At 39.8% G+C, this 14,989-nt stretch carries 11 protein-coding genes; 5 read left to right on the top strand and 6 right to left on the bottom strand.

Going from position 1 to position 14,989, the window contains the following annotated elements:
• Nucleotides 1-181 precede the first annotated feature (181 nt).
• Nucleotides 182-670 carry a hypothetical protein gene (locus ABWU87_RS14145; protein ID WP_353331802.1) on the top strand — a complete coding sequence of 163 codons (489 nt, stop codon included), beginning with the start codon at nucleotides 182-184 and terminating at the stop codon, nucleotides 668-670.
• Between the two features lie 363 nt (nucleotides 671-1,033).
• Complete coding sequence (locus tag ABWU87_RS14150; RefSeq protein WP_353331804.1) at nucleotides 1,034-2,995, top strand: family 20 glycosylhydrolase; 1,962 nt, start codon at nucleotides 1,034-1,036, stop codon at nucleotides 2,993-2,995.
• A gap of 225 nt (nucleotides 2,996-3,220) precedes the next feature.
• Here ABWU87_RS14150 and alaS read toward each other — a convergent pair whose 3' ends face one another.
• Entirely contained in the window at nucleotides 3,221-5,839 is a 2,619-nt protein-coding gene (gene alaS, locus ABWU87_RS14155; protein WP_353331806.1) for an alanine--tRNA ligase, read from the bottom strand.
• A 273-nt stretch (nucleotides 5,840-6,112) separates the two neighbouring features.
• Between alaS and ABWU87_RS14160 the strand changes: the two genes are divergently transcribed.
• Complete coding sequence (locus ABWU87_RS14160) at nucleotides 6,113-6,457, top strand: MerR family transcriptional regulator (protein ID WP_353331808.1); 345 nt, start codon at nucleotides 6,113-6,115, stop codon at nucleotides 6,455-6,457.
• A 42-nt stretch (nucleotides 6,458-6,499) separates the two neighbouring features.
• Here ABWU87_RS14160 and ABWU87_RS14165 read toward each other — a convergent pair whose 3' ends face one another.
• From ABWU87_RS14165 to ABWU87_RS14185, 5 genes are all read right to left on the bottom strand, one after another.
• Complete coding sequence (locus ABWU87_RS14165) at nucleotides 6,500-8,743, bottom strand: RelA/SpoT family protein (RefSeq protein WP_353331810.1); 2,244 nt, start codon at nucleotides 8,741-8,743, stop codon at nucleotides 6,500-6,502.
• An 84-nt stretch (nucleotides 8,744-8,827) separates the two neighbouring features.
• The gene (locus tag ABWU87_RS14170; protein ID WP_353331812.1) at nucleotides 8,828-10,090 is read right to left on the bottom strand and encodes a lytic transglycosylase domain-containing protein; all 1,263 of its coding nucleotides are present in this window, start codon (nucleotides 10,088-10,090) and stop codon (nucleotides 8,828-8,830) included.
• 12 nt (nucleotides 10,091-10,102) lie between these two features.
• Entirely contained in the window at nucleotides 10,103-10,882 is a 780-nt protein-coding gene (locus ABWU87_RS14175; RefSeq protein ID WP_434533891.1) for a DUF5683 domain-containing protein, read from the bottom strand.
• Nucleotides 10,883-10,887: 5 nt separating this feature from the next.
• Nucleotides 10,888-11,781, bottom strand: a complete 894-nt coding sequence (locus ABWU87_RS14180; protein ID WP_353331816.1) for a ParB/RepB/Spo0J family partition protein — start codon at nucleotides 11,779-11,781, stop codon at nucleotides 10,888-10,890.
• An 8-nt stretch (nucleotides 11,782-11,789) separates the two neighbouring features.
• Nucleotides 11,790-12,557 carry a ParA family protein gene (locus tag ABWU87_RS14185; RefSeq protein WP_353331818.1) on the bottom strand — a complete coding sequence of 256 codons (768 nt, stop codon included), beginning with the start codon at nucleotides 12,555-12,557 and terminating at the stop codon, nucleotides 11,790-11,792.
• Nucleotides 12,558-13,013: 456 nt separating this feature from the next.
• Between ABWU87_RS14185 and surE the strand changes: the two genes are divergently transcribed.
• Together surE and lpxB are read left to right on the top strand one after the other, a co-directional pair.
• Nucleotides 13,014-13,781, top strand: coding sequence for a 5'/3'-nucleotidase SurE (gene surE / locus ABWU87_RS14190; RefSeq protein WP_353331820.1), 768 nt, complete (start codon nucleotides 13,014-13,016; stop codon nucleotides 13,779-13,781).
• Between the two features lie 9 nt (nucleotides 13,782-13,790).
• Complete coding sequence (gene lpxB, locus ABWU87_RS14195; protein ID WP_353331821.1) at nucleotides 13,791-14,933, top strand: lipid-A-disaccharide synthase; 1,143 nt, start codon at nucleotides 13,791-13,793, stop codon at nucleotides 14,931-14,933.
• Nucleotides 14,934-14,989: the final 56 nt, after the last annotated feature.

A 14,989-nucleotide genomic window follows, 5' to 3' on the forward strand; every position in this document is an offset into this window, starting at 1 on the left:
TCAAATATTTAAATCACAATATTTAAAGTTATGACATTAAAGAGAAATTGAAATGTCATCCAGGGTTTTAGCTGTATGCATATCCAATCAAAGTTCTTAAATAATGAATTTATAAATATTGTGACGCTGTCTATATAATATCGTAAATGTGAAATTTAGTGTTATATAAAAAGATTTGATTATGATTATTAGATTAAGATCTTTTGTATTGCTCATTGTCCTTTTTATAGGATTCTGCGGATGTAGTTCAGGGAAGAAAATCCGGCAACAAGCTATTAAAGATATATATGGTCAACCAATTAGCTTTCTGTTGAAAAAGAATAGAGAAATTTATTATTCTGTAAATGGAGAAAAAAAGATTGCTTACCCTGGAGGAGTAGAATTTAATGGTGGAAATGACTCATTATCAGCATACATTTTGTCGAAATATGTCAATCACCCAGATTATAATTATGACGAATTCAATGTTAATGAATATTTTTTCATGCTATTTGATAAGGATTTGAATATTAAAGGAATTCGTATTATGCATAAAAAATATGCTCCTAAAGAAAGGCCTTATTATGATTCCATTTTTATTAATGCATTAAAGAGTACAGCCGGAATGTGGCGCAAGACTGTTGAAAATCAGGAATGGTACATCTATCTACATCGGCAAAGAGTTTATTGAGCTTTTTAGCAAGTTCTTGTTTCGGTCTGCCCGAAGCAAAGTAAATAGTAAATCCTTATGGACCTCATAAAATAAGGCCATTGAGCTTTAACTGTGTCGAATACTATTTTAGTTTTAAAGTTCTGAATAAAGTTGGCAATTGGTCAATATAAAGAAGTCACGCACTTGTATTTTATTGATTATTAGTCTAATATCCTCTGGGTGCGCGACTTGCGTGAATTGTGCGACTTTTTTAAAACAAATCTATGGGAAGATCTCTCTTATATATTTTATTTATGCAATATATTGTGTCTAAGTTGGAAAAATATTTTAAAATATATCTTATCTTTGTGAGATTAATACACCTTAAACAATTAGCACAAAATGAGACATGTAACTTACATTTGCACTTTAGTGGCTTTCTTGCTTTTCGCTTCGGTAGAAGGGAAGGCTGTGGTTAATCCGAAACCATTTGTAATTCCCGAATTGAAAGAGTGGAAAGGAAACGACGGTATGTTTATTCCAACAGAAAATACAAGAGTTGTCTATCCTGTAAACGACACTGAACTTCAGCGCGTTGCTCGTCTTTTTGCCGACGATTATAAAACGATGTTTGGTCGTTCTCTGGAAGTGGTAAAAGGAAAAGGAGGGGCAGGAGATTTTATTTTCTCACGCCGTGCAGACAAGAAGTTAGGGAAAGAAGGGTATGCAATTAAGGTGACTGACCGTGTACAATTGTCGGCTCCGGAATATATCGGGGTATATTGGGGAACCCGTACTTTGCTTCAGATAGCGGAGCAATCGGATAACAGACAGTTACCGAAAGGTACCATAAAAGATGCACCGGATTATCCGCTCCGTGGCTTTATGATAGATTGCGGACGAAAATTCATTCCACTTTCGTTCTTGCAGGATTATGTGAAGATTATGTCTTATTACAAGATGAATACGCTGCAAATTCACCTGAACGACAATGGCTTTTATAAATTATTCGAAAACGACTGGTCGAAAACGTACGCAGCGTTCCGTCTGGAATCGGATACATATCCCGGACTGGCTGCTAGAGACGGATATTATACCAAGAAGGAATTTATCGACTTGCAGAAACTTGCTGAGCAGAATTATGTAGATATTATTCCGGAAATCGACGTGCCTGCACACTCGCTGGCTTTTACTCATTATAAACCTGAAATTGGTAGCAAAGAGTACGGTATGGATCACCTCGATTTGTTTAACCCGGAAACATATACCTTTGTGGATGGACTGTTTAAGGAATATCTGGAAGGGGAAAATCCTGTGTTCCGTGGAAAGAAGGTTCATATTGGTACTGACGAATATTCGAATGCAAAGAAAGATGTGGTTGAAAAGTTCCGCTCTTTCACCGATCACTACATCCGTTTTGTAGAGAGCTTTGGCAAACAAGCTTGTGTTTGGGGGGCATTGACGCACGCTAAAGGAGATACTCCCGTGAAATCGGAAAATGTAATTATGGGTGCCTGGTATAATGGTTATGCTGACCCGGTAGAGATGAAAAAGCAAGGGTATAAACTGATTAGTGTTCCTGACGGACTGGTTTATATTGTACCTAAGGCAGGCTATTATTATGATTACCTCAATACGAAATATTTATATGAGAACTGGACTCCGGTGCATGTAGGCAAAGTTGTTTTTGACGAAAAAGACCCTGCCATACTGGGAGGTATGTTTGCTGTATGGAATGACCATGTGGGAAATGGTATTTCAACGAAAGATATTCATCACCGTTGTTATCCTGCATTGCAGACATTGGCGGTTAAGATGTGGACAGGCAAGCAGGCTTCTCTTCCTTATGACGATTTTGACAACCAACGCGCTCTGTTGAGTGAGGCTCCGGGGGTTAATCAGCTTGGAGTAATAGGTAAAGCGCCCGGATTGGTTTATGAACAAGCTTCGGTGGCTCCTGGCAGTACATTGCCTTATCGTGAAATAGGCTACAATTATCTGGTTTCTTTTGACGTAAAGGGTGAACCCGAAGCAAAAGGTGCAGAGCTTTTCCGTTCGCAAGATGCTGTATTCTATCTTTCGGACCCGATAAAGGGGATGATGGGCTTTGCTCGTGATGGGTATTTGAACACATTCAACTATAAGGTACTTCCGGGTGAACATGTAACGATTGGTATCAGTGGAGACAATCAGGCTACCCGTTTGTTGGTTAATGGAAAAGTTGTTGAGGAGTTGAACACTCAGAAACGTCTTTATGAAGAAGGCAAGAGTTCCATCAACTACGTGCGTACTTTGGTTTTCCCATTAGAGAAAGCGGGAGACTTCAAGAGCAAGATTACGAATTTAAAAGTATATCGTCAATAATCGCCTGATTCACGATTTTTGATCTACGGGTTGTGCCCAACTTAAGTTTTTGTCTTTACGACGAAGCTTATGTTGGGCATAGCTTTTTTTATTGCATACTCTCTTGGTTGTCTCATAATTTGCCGGATGAAATGGTGTCGGCATGATGGGCAAAAAGAGAGGGACTGCCATGTATTATGACAGTCCCCCTCGGATTCTATTAGTTATGTTCAGTAAACGCTTTGATTAGTTTCCTGCAAGTTCAATGACTTTATCAACAGCTGCACAAAGTCCGTCTTTGTTTTTACCACCGGCAGTAGCAAAGTGTGCTTGTCCGCCGCCGCCGCCTTGAATCATCTTGGCTGCTTCTTTCACCAGTTTACCGGCGTTCAGTCCACCTGCAACAAGGTTGTCGGAAATCATCACGGTAAGCATTGGCTTGCCGCCATCTTCTGTTCCGGCTACAAAGAGCAGGTTCTCGGTGATTTCTCCACGCAATTGGAAAGCAATATTCTTAGCTGTTTCGGCTGGAAGCGGTGCTACCAGTCTGATTAGTTTCATACCGTTGATTTCCTGAACGTTTTGCAGCAGTTTATTCTTGATTTCAATCTGTTTTTCTTTCATGAAATCTTCCACCTGTTTCTTCAATCCGGCATTCTCTTCGATAGATTTGCGGATGGCAGCGCTCAGGTCGGGAACATTGTTGAAAAGAGCTTTCAGATCGGAAAGAGTATCCTGAATGTTGTCCAGCATCTCTTCCACCCTGGCTCCTGTGAAGGCTTCGATTCTTCTTACACCTGCAGCAACCGAGCTTTCTGATACAATCTTCAGCATTCCGATGTTTCCGGTAGCTGAAACGTGTGTACCACCACAGAATTCAATAGATGAACCAAAGGCAATAACGCGTACTTCATCTCCGTATTTTTCGCCAAACAGTGCAATGGCTCCCAACTCTTTTGCATCTGCAATAGGGATGTTTCTGTATTCTTTCAATTGGATATTTTCGCGGATTCGGGCATTAACAATGTGTTCTACCTGACGAATCTCTTCATCGGTCACTTTCTGGAAGTGAGAGAAGTCGAAACGTAGTGAATCCGGACTAACAAGTGAGCCCTTCTGTTCCACATGTTCGCCAAGAACTTCACGCAACGCTTGGTCGAGTAGGTGAGTAGCCGAGTGGTTTGCAGCGCAGGCTGCTCTTTTGTCGGTATCTACGCAAGCCATCATTGGCGCTTCGAGATGTTTAGGAAGCTCTTTGGTGATGTGAACAGCTAGATTGTTTTCTTTCTTGGTTGTAATTACCTCGATTGTTTCGAATTCGCTGACAATCACACCGGTGTCGCCTACCTGGCCACCGCTTTCGGCATAGAAAGGAGTGTGATCCAGTACCAGCTGATAAAGTGTTTGATTCTTTTGTTTTACCTGACGGTAGCGAAGGATTTCTACTTCGTATTCTGTATAGTCGTATCCCACAAAATCGGAAGTACCTTCCTTTAATACAATCCAGTCGCCAGTTTCAACAGCTGCCGCGTTACGTGCACGTTCTTTCTGCTTCTGCATTTCTGAATTGAACTCTTCCAGGTCCACATTTAATCCGTTTTCTCTCAGGATAAGTTCGGTGAGGTCTAACGGGAAGCCGAATGTATCGTAAAGGGTGAACGCATCTTTTCCGCTGATGCTGTTTTGTCCGGCTGCTTTTACATCGGCAATGGCTTTATCAAGCATGCGGATACCTGTTTCGAGGGTGCGAAGGAATGATTCTTCTTCTTCCTTGATCACCTTTTCAATCAGCTCTTTCTGAGAAATCAGTTCAGGATAAGCATCGCCCATGTTGTCGATAAGTACAGGGAGCAGTTTATACATGAAGGCAGATTTCTGGTTCAGGAATGTATATCCGTAACGAACGGCACGGCGAAGGATTCTTCTGATTACATATCCGGCTTTTGCGTTTGAAGGCAGCTGTCCATCGGTGATAGAGAAAGCAATGGTGCGGATGTGGTCTGCAATTACACGCATTGCAATATCATTCTGTGCATTTACGCCATATTCTGTTCCGGCCATCTTTGCAATCTCTTTGAGAATTGGCTGGAATACATCAGTGTCATAGTTGGAGGTTTTTCCCTGCAATGCCATGCAAAGACGTTCAAAGCCCATACCGGTATCGATAACCTTTGCTGGAAGTCCTTCCAGACTGCCATCGGCCTTGCGGTTGAATTGCATAAACACAAGGTTCCAGATTTCAATAACCTGTGGGTGTGATTGGTTTACCAGTGAAAGACCGCTAACTGCTTTGCGTTCCTCTTCGGAACGTAAGTCGATATGGATTTCGGAGCAAGGACCGCAGGGACCTGTATCGCCCATTTCCCAGAAGTTATCGTGACGGTTTCCGTTGATAATGCGGTCGGCAGGTAAGAATTGTGCCCAGATTGCAGCAGCTTCATTGTCTCTTTCCAGTCCTTCGGAAGGGTTTCCTTCAAAGACTGTGGCGTAAAGGCGGTTTGGATCAAGTTTTAAAACTGTTACCAAGTATTCCCATGCCCACTCAATCGCCTCTTTCTTAAAGTAATCTCCAAACGACCAGTTACCCAACATCTCGAACATGGTGTGGTGATATGTGTCGTGGCCTACCTCTTCCAGGTCATTGTGTTTTCCACTCACGCGCAAACACTTCTGCGAGTCGGCCACACGGTGGTATTTGGCGGGCTGGTTACCCAGGATAATATCTTTAAACTGATTCATCCCGGCATTGGTAAACATCAATGTGGGGTCGTCTTTAATTACCATTGGAGCAGAAGGAACGATCTGATGTCCTTTTGACTCAAAAAAAGATTTGAATGATTCTCTGATTTCTTTTGCTGTCAACATAAGCAATTATATAGTTATCAAGTTAATATTCCGAAAAATGATTTGCAAAGATAGCTTGTTTTAATTATTTTTGTACCACATAAAGCATGAAATATTGATGGTGATCCCATTAAAAACTCCTAAAAGGCGGGAAGATAAGTCTACTGACGCTCATTTGCAGATGATACTGATGATTTCTGGCAACTTTCATTTACGTGAGATGGACAGTTTTGAATATTTCTGCTGAATACTATCCAGATGAGATTTTAATTATTCATGTTTAAATAGAACGTTATGGCATATAATTCAAATAAGGACTTAAAATTGTATTACTCCATTGGAGAGGTTGCTGCAATGTTTGATGTAAACGAATCTTTACTACGTTATTGGGAAAAAGAATTTCCTATTATTAAACCAAGGAAAAATGCGAGAGGAACGCGTCAGTACAGAAAAGAGGATCTGGAGAATATTAAGCTTATTTACCATCTGGTTAAAGAGAAAGGAATGACGTTGCCCGGCGCCCGTCAGAAATTGAAAGACAATAAGGAAAAGACGGTTAATACATTTGAAGTAGTCAGCCGGTTGAATCAAATAAAAGAAGAACTGCTTAATATAAGAAAGGAGCTTGATGCGGAATAATCCGTTTCAGCTCCCCTTATTAAATATTTTCAGACAAATTATCTACTCTTCAATTCGTTTTACCTCTTTTACATTCTTAATTTTCCGAAGGTTGTCACAGATAATCCGAACATCTTCCACATCGTGCACTTCTAATTGTACCTTTCCTTCAAAGATTCCATCTTTTGCTTCTACACTTAGTTTTTGAATATTAACGTTTAACTGTTGTGACACTACTTGTGTAACTTTGTTTAATAAACCAACACAGTCTATCCCGTTAATGTAAATAATTACCGGGAATGATAAGGTTTTGTGAGTTTCCCATTCGGCGGCTATAATACGGTTTCCGAAACTGCTTTTTAGTTTATTGGCTACAGGACACTGCCGTTTATGAATAATAATTTCATTATTGTCATCTATAAACCCAAGCACATCATCTCCTGGAATAGGTTTACAACAAGCTGCAATTTTGTAATTCTTCTGAATAGTATCTTCTGTTAGCTTAAGAATCTTCTTTTTATCGATCTTCTCGGCTTGTTGTTTTTCTTCGGATTCTTCTTTCTGTTCTTTGCCAGCTCCGAAAGAAAATTTCAGGTATTTTTTCCAGCTTGTTCCTGATTTTTCGTGTAACAAATTCCTGTCAGCCTCTCCAAGAACTATTTTTTTAACCCCGATGTTGACCAGGAATTCTTCTTTGCTGAGTGAATTATGCGACTTAATAAGTTTATCTATATTAGCGGGATCGGGACGCACATCCTCATTCTTTAAGAACTCAAGCAAGGTTTGCTCTCCTTCTTTCTGGGCATTATGCTGTTCCCTTCTTAGGATTGTTGTAATTTTGGCTTTCGCTTTAGCTGTTGTTGCAAAGTTTTCCCACGATGGCTGTACTTTTTGAGAACGTGAAGTAAGAATCTCTACTTGGTCTCCACTCTCTAACTTATGACTGATAGGAACAAGTTTATGATTAACTTTAGCTCCGATACAATGACTGCCCAAATAGGTGTGAATGGAGAAGGCAAAGTCCAGCGCAGTGGCGTTCTGTGGCATGGTTTTGATTTCTCCTTTTGGTGTGAAAACAAATATCTCGGATGCAAATAGATTTAGTTTGATAGTATCAAGAAAGTCCATTGCGTCTGGTTGGGGGTCTTCCAGGATCTCCTTGATAGTTTTAAGCCACTTATCCAGTTCGCCCTCATCTTCGCTTCCTCCTCCTTCTTTATATTTCCAGTGTGCTGCAAATCCTTGTTCAGCCACTTCATTCATTCTGTCACTTCTGATCTGCACCTCAATCCATTGTCCGTTATTTGCCATCAGAGTGACATGTAGAGCCTGATATCCATTTGCTTTTGGATGGCTAACCCAATCTCTCAAACGGTCGGGGTGAGGTCGGTATATTTTTGAAATGGAAACATAAATATTGAAACACTCATTCAGCTCTTCTTCCTGGTTTTTGGGTGTAAAGATAATGCGGACAGCCAGCAAATCGTAGATCTCCTCGAAAGGAATGCTTTTTGTCTGCATCTTGTTCCAGATAGAATAAATTGATTTAATGCGGGCGATGATTTCATATTTCAGTCCCATCTTGTCAAGCTGAGCACGGATAGGAGCAGTGAAGTTCTTGAATACTTCATCACGATGGGCCTCTGTGGCTTTTAGTTTTCCCTGGATTTCGGTATAGATCTCTGGATGTTCATACTTAAAACTCAGGTTTTCCAGCTCGGTTTTAATCTTGTTCAGTCCAAGCCGGTTAGCAAGTGGAGCATAGATATACAGTGTTTCGCCAGCAATTTTATATTGTTTGTTGGGAAGCAATGATCCCAATGTTCGCATGTTGTGCAATCTGTCTGCTATTTTAATCAGGATAACTCTGATATCATCAGACATGGTTAGCAGCAATTTTTTAAAATTCTCTGCCTGAGCTGAGGCATGTGCTCCGAATATTCCACCAGAAATTTTGGTTAGACCACTTACAATCTGTGCAATCTTTGGACCAAATATATTTTCAATATCTTCAACAGTGTAATCTGTATCCTCTACTACGTCGTGTAAAAGCGCCGAGCAAATGGAGGTTGATCCCAGTCCTATTTCGTTGCAGACTATTTTTGCTACGGCGATAGGGTGCATAATATATGGCTCCCCGGACTGCCGTTTAATTCCTTTATGTGCCTGATTGGCAAAATTAAAGGCTTTAGTGATTATTTCGACGCGCTTCCGATGTCTGGTTGCTAGATAGTCGTTCAGAAGTTCCTGGAACGCCTGATCAATCATCTCTTCATCGGTAAGTTGCTTGTTGTTATCCATATCCATAATCTATTCCTCTTTGTAGGTATTGCAAAAATAAATAAAAATCCCTATCAAGCAAGCTTTTTTTACAAAATGTATCCGGCAACTTTATTTATATATTTTCAGTCTTTTGCCCGATGAGATCTTGTTCTTGCGTAATCTGTTCCATTTTTTGATTTCAGATACGCTGACGCCATATCTTTGAGCTATCGTAGAAAGTGTTTGCCCTTTGCGTACTTTATGATAAACATATTTGGGCGCAGCAGGTTTCTCAGCCACTTCTTCTACCGATACCGTTTTTCTGTTCAGAAACAACTCGTCTGCACGATAATTATAAATAGTATCTTGTCTGTCGATAAAAGTGTTGATATAGTTGCGAGGCAGACGAAGTGTGTATGCTCCGGTATTTCCCGGGATGACATCAGTCTTGTATTGTGGATTCAAACTCCTGATCTGATTGATGTTTATTCCGCAAATATCTGCTATCTGTTCGAAATGGAGACTTTTATTTACCATCACAGTGTCTGTATTCTCCGACAGTTCTGCTTCCATCGGGCATATATTGTGATCGCAATAATAGTTCATCACATAGTTTGCAGCAATGAATGCAGGAACATACCCTCTTGTTTCCTGTGGAAGGTAATTGTATATTGCCCAATAATCCTTAGATCCGTTAGCGCGACGAATTGCTTTGTTGATATTTCCGGGTCCGCAATTATATGCAGCAATAACCAGGTTCCAGTCTTGATAAATTGTATAGAGATCCCTTAAGTAACGTGCAGCAGCCCAGGTTGATTTTATTGGATCTCGGCGCTCATCGACCAGGCTATTAGATTCAAGTCCATACACTTTACCTGTTCCAATCATAAATTGCCAGAGTCCTGCTGCGCCTACTGGTGAGGTTGCTTTGGGGTTTAATGAAGATTCAATAATAGGCAAATATTTCAGTTCCAAAGGAATATTGTATGCATCGAGTGCTTCTTCAAAGAGTGGAATATAGAAATTGGCTGCACCCAGCATATATGAAACCTGCTTGCGAAGCTTACCAGAATAGAGTTCGATAAATTTACGGACTATATCATTATAAGTAAGTTCCATCACTGCAGGTATACGAGATAAACGGTCAATGTATACAGAATCGCTGAAGGTAGGATTTTCATCCTTCATCATGCAGTCTCTGGCTGGTGTCAAAGCGTTTTTTGAATGCCATTCATTGAGTAGACTGTCAATATCATAAGTCATGCTTTGAGGCAAGCCAATTGTTTCCTCGCGAGTCGTTCCGTTTTCATGAACGGTTACATTGATACTCTGCGCGTTTATCTGTGAGATAATGAAGAGTACAAAGGTAAGGATTAGGAATAATTTCTTCATGTGTCTTTATTTCTAAAATTTTAAGCTGCACTGTACACCAAACACATTCTTTTGTGAATGGTACTCATTAATTACAGCCGGATTAATTTGTAAGCCGATATCTGGTGAGATATCAAAGTTAGATAGTTCGGCGTCTACATACGCATCAATGATAGATACAAGATATACACCAATGAATGCAAAAATGCTCAGGTCCCGGTATCTTCTATATGAATCTTTTTTTTGTTTGAAAACTTTCTTAAGCCAGTCTTCTTTACCTGCGGTATTGAAATTGGGAGGTAAAAAGTTTAGATAACTATTCGTTTTATCATCACTATCCATCAAATCCAGATAGGCTTGCGAATAATCCTTGTAATATTTGTTGTTCCAGCTGAGTGCATAGGCACAGCCAACAAAACCTCCGTAAATAATAGGAAGTTTCCAATACTTACGGTTATATATTTGCCCACCACCAGGAAATACTGCTGCTAACCAGGTAGCTTTCGAAGAATTTGGTATGAATATCTTTCTGGCTGCTTGCATTGAATCTGAACGTAAAGCCAATGGGTCTACTTTCAATGGAGCATTTATTTCTTCCAGGTTTTTTTTGTTTACCAAATCAATACTATCAGATGAAGAACGTTCTTGTATCGTATTTTTGGATTCAATACGATGTTTTCTTGCTTGTGGAACAAGAATTGTACTGTCGGCAGCTGATTTTATCTGCTGTGCATATAGACCAACCCCTGTTGCTTGCAAGATGCAGAACAACAGGGTGATCATTAGACGATATGTTAAACTATTAACTGTCAATTTTCTTATTTATTCTTTAGGCTATCAAAGATTTCCATGATTCTTTCAAGGTCTTCCTCGTTATTGAATGGAATACTGATTTTACCTTTTCCTTTTGCTGTGCAGGAGAGTTGTACCTTTGCATTGAAGAATCCGGCAAGATGTTTTTTAAGTATATTATATTCTTCCGGAAGCTTATTGCCTTTTGTGGCTAACTTCTTGTTTCCACTTTTTATTGTTTCTCCTTCATTAAGTGCTTTCACTATCTCTTCGACTTTTCTTACTGAGTAAGAGTTGCGAAGAATCTCTTCGTACACTTTTACCTGGAGTTTTGGGTCATTCAAAGTGATCAGTGCGCGGGCATGTCCCATATCGATAGCCTTATTTTGCAAAGCCACCTGAATTTGAGCAGGAAGTTTTAATAGACGAAGGTAGTTGGCTATAGTTGTACGCTTTTTACCCACGCGTTCGCTTAGTCTTTCCTGAGTCAGATTGTATTGTTCAATCAGATGCTGATAGGCTAGTGCTATTTCAAGAGAGTTCAGATCTTCACGTTGAATATTCTCAATCAGTGCCATTTCCATTACATTCTCATCATCAGCTGTGCGGATGTAAGCTGGAATTGTTGCCAGCCCGGCTAATAGCGTTGCACGATAACGGCGTTCACCTGCAATAATCTGGTAAGAATCGTCTGAAACTTTTCTCAGTGTAATTGGTTGAATAATTCCGATCTCCCGAATGGAATCGGCTAGTTCTTCAAGAGCGGTCTGATCAAACTCACGACGTGGCTGGTCGGGGTTGACTGAAATCTTGGATAATTCAATTTCGTTAATGGAAGATGAGCCCTCTGTCTTCACTTCATCCATTGAAATCAGGGCATCCAATCCTCTGCCTAATGCAAACTTTTTTTGTACTGCCATGTCTTATCTTACTTTCTGTTATGTTTTATAATTTCCTGTGCCAGTGCTAAATGGTTTTTTGAACCGGTAGAGTCGGCATCGTATAGAATTACCGGAAGTCCGTGGCTTGGAGCTTCGCTTAGTTTTACGTTACGCTGTACTACCGTTTTAAATACCAATTCCTGGAAGTGTCTTTTTACTTCATCATAGATTTGATTGGCTAATCTTAGACGGGAATCGAACATGGTGAGCAAAAATCCTTCTATTTCAAGTGTTGGATTTAGCTTGGATTTTATGATCTTGATTGTGTTCAACAGTTTGCTGATACCTTCCAGTGCAAAATATTCACATTGAACCGGAATTATTACCGAGTCTGCTGCTGTTAACGAATTGATTGTGATAAGTCCCAAAGACGGAGAACAGTCTATCAGGATGTAGTCATACTCTTCTTTCATTGGAGTCAGAATCTTTTTCAACACTTTCTCCCTGTCAGGAAGATTGAGCATCTCAATTTCTGCACCTACTAAATCAATATGTGACGGAATAACATCAAGACCTTCAATGTCTGTCGTGTAAATTGCCTCTCTTGCGTCTGTCTGATTGATAATACATTCATAAATACTGCATTCCACCTGTTTAAGGTCTACACCTAGACCTGAGGAGGCATTAGCTTGAGGGTCGGCATCAACAACAAGCACCTTCTTCTCCAGCGTCGCAAGTGACGCAGCAAGATTGATGGTTGTCGTTGTTTTCCCGACTCCACCTTTTTGATTGGCTAAAGCGATAATTTTTCCCATACTTCATTAAAATTATAAAGGCGAAATAAGTGATAATAACTTAGAGCACCTACTAAAAAAGGCAAACATTTCTAAATCTGTTGATAAGTTGCCCTTTTTGTTGATAACTAATAAACTCCCGTGTAGGAGAGTTCAAACGGTGACATAGTATTCTAGCTTGCAAATATATACAAATTCATCCAATAATTTTTCATTTTTAATCCGGCTTGCATAACATTAAGATTTGTAAACTTCTGAAATGTGAGTGAAAGGCAGAAGAATCTTGAAGCACAATCTTTATGATTTGGCATATAAGTTCTGGTATTCTTCTGCAATTTATCTATTTCCCTTGTACAAGAATAATATAAGTATTCTTCGCTTAGGTGATAATTGTTATCTGATGGTTTTAAATTTATTCTTTTGTAAATCCCTGTTTTTTATCTATTTTTGTAGAAAGAAACTATAAAAAAGATTAGGATGGAAAATAAAAAACCTCTGATTCTCATTTCTAATGATGATGGATATCAGGCAAAAGGGATAAACGAACTCATAAAATATATTCGCCCACTCGGAGAAGTGGTTGTTATGGCTCCCGATTCTCCTCGTTCGGGAATGGCTTGTGCCATCACTGCTGATCGTCCTGTAAAATATACCCTGATTAGAAAAGAACCTGGGCTATCTGTATATAAATGTTCGGGAACTCCTACCGATTGCATTAAACTGGCTAAATATGCTGTGCTTGATAGACAGCCAGACTTGGTCATTGGTGGAATTAATCACGGGGATAATGCTGCGGTAAATGTTCATTATTCGGGAACAATGGGGGTCGCAATCGAAGGATGTCTTAGTGGGGTGCCTTCAATAGGATTTTCTATATGTGATCATCATCACGATGCAGATTTTGAACCTACAGCGGAAATTATTCGTAAAATTACTCAGAAAGTCATTGAAAATGGCTTGCCACAGGGAATTTGCCTGAATGTAAACTTTCCAGTCTGTCCAGAAATCAAAGGGGTGAAAATCTGTCGTCAGACAGTTGGGCAGTGGACACACGAGTGGGCACGAAGAAATCATCCCAATGGAAGTGAATATTTCTGGCTCACAGGCGATTTTGAAAATCATGAACCTGAAGAGGAAGATACTGACAATTGGGCTTTGAATAACGGATATGCTGCTATAACTCCAACTAAAGTTGATGTTACAGCATACGAAATCATTGATGAGCTTAAGAACTGGAATCTATAATAACATAAGATGAAATATTATCTGATTGTTGGAGAGGCTTCGGGAGATTTGCATGCCTCAAATCTGATGCAAGAGTTAAAGAAAGAGGACCCACAGGCTGAATTTCGTTTTTTTGGTGGTGATCTGATGTCTGCTCAGGGAGGTATACGTGTTAAGCATTATAAGGAACTCGCTTATATGGGATTTATTCCGGTACTGCTACATCTACGTACAATCTTTGATAATATGGAGCAATGCAAAAAGGATATTGTATCCTATGTTCCTGATGTTGTGATTCTGGTTGATTATCCTGGATTCAATCTTTCTATTGCAAAGTTTGTGAAAACACAGACTCGAATCCCGGTTTACTATTATATTTCTCCTAAAATATGGGCATGGAAAGAGTATCGAATCAACGATATAAGAAGGTATGTGGATCAGCTTTTCTCTATCCTTCCATTCGAAGTGGACTTTTTTAAAAAGCATCATTATCCTATTCGCTATGTTGGCAATCCCACTGTTGATGCAGTAGAAAGTTTTAAAGCACATCACCCGATAAATTTCAATGCATTTGTTACAGATAACAGGCTTTCTTCTAAACCAATTATTGCATTGCTTGCCGGAAGCAGGAAGCAAGAGATAAAAGATAACTTGCCGGATATGTTGAAAGCTGCATCGGCATTTCCAGGATATCAACTGGTCCTGGCCGGAGCGCCCGGAATCTCTTCCGAGTATTATCAGAAATACATACGAGGAGCAAAAGTTAAGATTGTATTTGGTCAGACTTATCGTTTACTTCAACAGTCGTCTGCTGCATTGGTTACCTCGGGTACAGCTACGCTGGAGACAGCCCTTTTCAGGGTTCCGCAAGTTGTATGTTACTATACTCCGTTAGGTAAGCTGATTTCCTATCTGAGAAAGAAAGTCTTGAAAGTGAAGTTTATTTCATTGGTTAATTTGATTGCTGATAGAGAAGTGGTTCGAGAATTGGTAGCCGATACAATGACGATAGAGAATATCCGGAAAGAACTCAAAGCGATTTTATTTAATAGAGAAAAACGTGAGCGGATGCTTGCGGAATACGACCGGATGATTGAACTGCTTGGACCTGCAGGAGCTTCAGAAAAAGCAGCATCTGAAATAGTGCGTTTACTAAAGGAGAGAAAAAAATAGAATTAGACTGATTCTGAAATAAAATATCATTTTAAGCATAATTAAAAAGGCGCGGT

Source organism: Bacteroides sedimenti (assembly GCF_040365225.1).
Taxonomy (GTDB): Bacteria; Bacteroidota; Bacteroidia; order Bacteroidales; family Bacteroidaceae; genus Bacteroides; species Bacteroides sedimenti.